This window comes from Aquiflexum sp. (assembly GCF_041749095.1).
In the GTDB taxonomy this organism is placed as follows: Bacteria; Bacteroidota; Bacteroidia; order Cytophagales; family Cyclobacteriaceae; genus Aquiflexum.
The window spans coordinates 1-3,635 of the sequence record NZ_JBGTCA010000073.1; the positions used below are offsets into that span (position 1 = coordinate 1).

At 43.4% G+C, this 3,635-nt stretch carries 2 protein-coding genes; both read left to right on the forward strand.

The window, feature by feature from the left end:
- The coding region (locus ACEW8O_RS04390) for an acetate/propionate family kinase (RefSeq protein ID WP_373493408.1) at window positions 1-826 on the forward strand (826 nt) is incomplete at its 5' end.
- Window positions 827-967: 141 nt separating this feature from the next.
- Window positions 968-3,142 carry a DUF5916 domain-containing protein gene (locus ACEW8O_RS04395; protein WP_373493409.1) on the forward strand — a complete coding sequence of 725 codons (2,175 nt, stop codon included), beginning with the start codon at window positions 968-970 and terminating at the stop codon, window positions 3,140-3,142.
- The last annotated feature ends 493 nt before the right edge of the window (window positions 3,143-3,635 follow it).

Below are 3,635 nucleotides of genomic sequence, written 5' to 3' on the forward strand. Positions count from 1 at the left end.
GCATAATCCGCCGAACTATCTAGGAATTACAGTGGCAGAAAGGGTATTCCCAAAAGCAAAACAAATTGCTGTTTTTGATACGGCCTTCCATCAAAGCATGCCGCCCCGCGCCTATCGGTATGCAATTCCAAAAGAACTTTACACCGAAATGGGCATCCGGGCCTATGGATTTCATGGTACAAGCCACAGGTACGTTTCCAAAAAGGCAAATGAGTACCTCGGAAATCCCAATGCCAAAATCATTACCATCCATCTCGGCAACGGAAGCAGCATGACCGCTATCATAGGGGGCAAATCCATTGACCACAGCATGGGACTCGGCCCCATGGGAGGCTTGGTGATGGGAACCAGAAGTGGTGATATTGACCCCTCCATTATTTTTCACCTGATCAATGAACGGGGCTTCAAAGCAAAAGAGGTCAATGATTTATTGAACAAAAAGAGTGGCTTATTGGGGCTTTGTGGTCTTAGCGATATGCGCGACGTCAAAAAAGCCATGGAAGAAGGCAATCAAGATGCCATCTTGGCTTATGAACTGTATGCCTACAGGATACAGAAATATATAGGCATCTTTACTGCCAGCCTCAATGGATTGGATACCATTGTATTTACTGCCGGTATTGGAGAAAACGATCCCGATATGAGGGAGGCTGTTTGTAAGGACATGGAGTTTTTCGGGATTTCATTGGATAAGGTAAAAAACAAGATCAAATCATCTGATTTTAGGGAGGTCAATACAGTGGATTCCAAAGTCAAAATATTGGTCATTCCTACCAACGAGGAATTGGAAATCGGTAAGCAGACATATGCTTTGATGAATGATTAAGATATGGTAACCTTACTTTTGCTGACTATATTAAAAATCGGCCATTCTTAAACTGACTTCAACTATTGAAAAAAGAATTAACCATTCCGGTCAAATCTTATTTAGATTTGTCGCTTCCCGGAAAATTACCCAATCTGACCCATGAAGAAATTCAGTCTTCTGATTCTGTTGTACTTTTGTGTTATAGGTTTTTCTTTTTCCCAAAAGATAAATTCATCTTATCGCCTAAACATCCAAAAAACGGATGAACCCATCATCATAGATGGGATTATGGATGAACAAACTTGGTTGGAGGCGGATGTAGCGACTGATTTTTTTATGATTACGCCTATGGACACCAGCTTTGCCAAGGTAAAAACTGATGTGAGGATGGCCTATGACGATAAACACATTTACATGATTGTCATTAACCACCATGCTATGGAAGGGCCATATATGGTAGAATCCCTCCGTAGGGATTTCAATTTCGGTCGAAACGACAACTTTATTTTCTTTATGGACCCTTTTGATGATCAGATCAATGGTTTTTCATTTGGGGCCAATGCTGCCGGCGCACAGTGGGATGGTTTTATGTTTGATGGCGGCAGAATGGATCTGAGTTGGGACAATAAATGGGTATCCAAAGTCACCAATCATGATGATAAATGGATTTTTGAAGCAGCAATTCCTTTCAAGTCTATCCGCTATAAATCAGGAATCAAGGAATGGGGGATCAATTTCAGCCGAATGGATCTGAAAACTACGGAAAAATCAGGATGGGCCCCTGTGCCCCGTCAGTTTCCTTCTGCCTCACTTGCCTATACGGGTATTTTGGTTTGGGACAATCCTCCCCCACCTGCCGGACCGAATATTTCCCTGATTCCTTATGGCTTGGGTGGAAGGGCACGAGACCGTCAGGCCGGAGAAGACCCTTCCTACAGGAGTTCTTTCGGTATGGATGCCAAATTCGGATTGGGTTCAGCCCTGAACCTGGACCTCACGGTAAACCCCGATTTCTCCCAAGTGGAAGTAGATAGGCAAATCACCAACCTGGATAGGTTTGAACTTTTTTTTCCTGAAAGAAGACAGTTTTTCCTGGAAAACGGGGATCTGTTCGGCAACTTCGGCTATGAAACCATCCGTCCGTTTTTTTCCAGAAGAATCGGATTGGATGCACCCATTCTTGGAGGTGCCAGGCTAAGCGGGAAAATCAATAAAGATTGGAGAATCGGTGCCATGAGCATGCAGACCGGACAGGTAGAGGAAGACAATCTAGCCGGTCAAAACTTTTCAGTCATCACCTTACAGCGGAGGGTTTTGGCCAGGTCCAACATTGGAGCAATATTTGTCAACAGGCAAGCCGGACAATTTACCCCTGATATTCCGGGAGAGTCACCTGCTTATTCAGCCTATAACAGGAATGCAGGTATGGAATTCAACTTTGCTTCTGCGAATAATTTATGGACAGGAAAAACATTTTTTCTCAAGTCCTTCAGTCCTGATAAAGGCTCAGGAATAGTTTATGCGGCCAATTTGCGCTATGCAAGCGGTAACCTGTATTGGAACTGGCAGCATGAATATGTATCAGAAAATTACACTGCCGAGGTAGGCTTTGTCCCCAGGACAGGTTTTTACAAAATCCACCCTACCATTGGTTATTTATTTTTTCCGGAAAGTAAAAAAATCCTAAGCCATGGCCCGGAATTCAGTTCCAAAAGGTTTTTTGATACCGGTCTGGATCAAACCGACAATGAAACTTTCCTGGCATACAATATCAGGTTTCGAAGTCAGAGCAGGTTAATGGCTTGGGGGGCCTACGATTACATCAAACTATTGGCACCCTTTGATCCTACCAATTTTAGTGGGTTTACATTGCCTGCCGGAACCGAGCATCAATGGTATTCCTTCGGTTCTGAGTTCACCTCCAAACCCCAGAGTATCTTCACCTATGCATTTTCCTCAAGAATCGGAGGGTACTTTGCAGAAGGGGAAAGATATAATGCTACAGGAGAAATGGGGTACAGGTTTCAGCCCTATTTCAGCTTGACCATGAATGCCAACTACAATGAAATCCATCTACCTGAACCATGGTCGGTTACCTCATTTTGGTTGGTCGGACCCCGATTGGACCTGACATTGACCAATACATTTTTTATCACAGCATTTGTGCAATACAACGAGCAGATTGAGAATATCAATCTCAATACCCGTCTGCAATGGCGTTTCAAACCCGCCTCCGATATATTTTTGGTCTTCACAGACAACTACCTCCCCGCCCCATTCTATGCCAAAAACAGGTCAGTGGTTTTGAAATTTACTTATTGGTGGAATATTTGATGTGGGGGAGACGTGAGACATTTTGATTGTAGATTTTAAATTTTAGATTTGATGCAACAGAGGAAGGGTGAGGGTAGAAGAAAGCGTCATTGCGAGGAGCACTTGAAAAACTTTATTATTTTAAATAATTCTTCGTGCGACGTGGCAATCTCTTGGGGAGGAGTGAGATACAAAGAATCCAGATGCTAGAAGCGAGAGCTGAGATACACACACATTGACATAGGCAAAATGCCATCGGCATGACCGAAATTATAGCCCTGTAATTTATTGCCGGGATAAAAATGATAATACATACCCAAAAGTACCGTAGGTACGGACGATTTAAAAGACCCTGAATCCTGATTGCAATTAGGTTAACGACTGATTCTATTTCGTTATTTTTACATGGTTTCGCAATACTTCAAGGATGTGAGTGGAGACACTCACATCGGCAGCGGAGGCTCACATCTGCTACTCATTGGCAAACCCGATACGGCATGACCCATCACTTCAC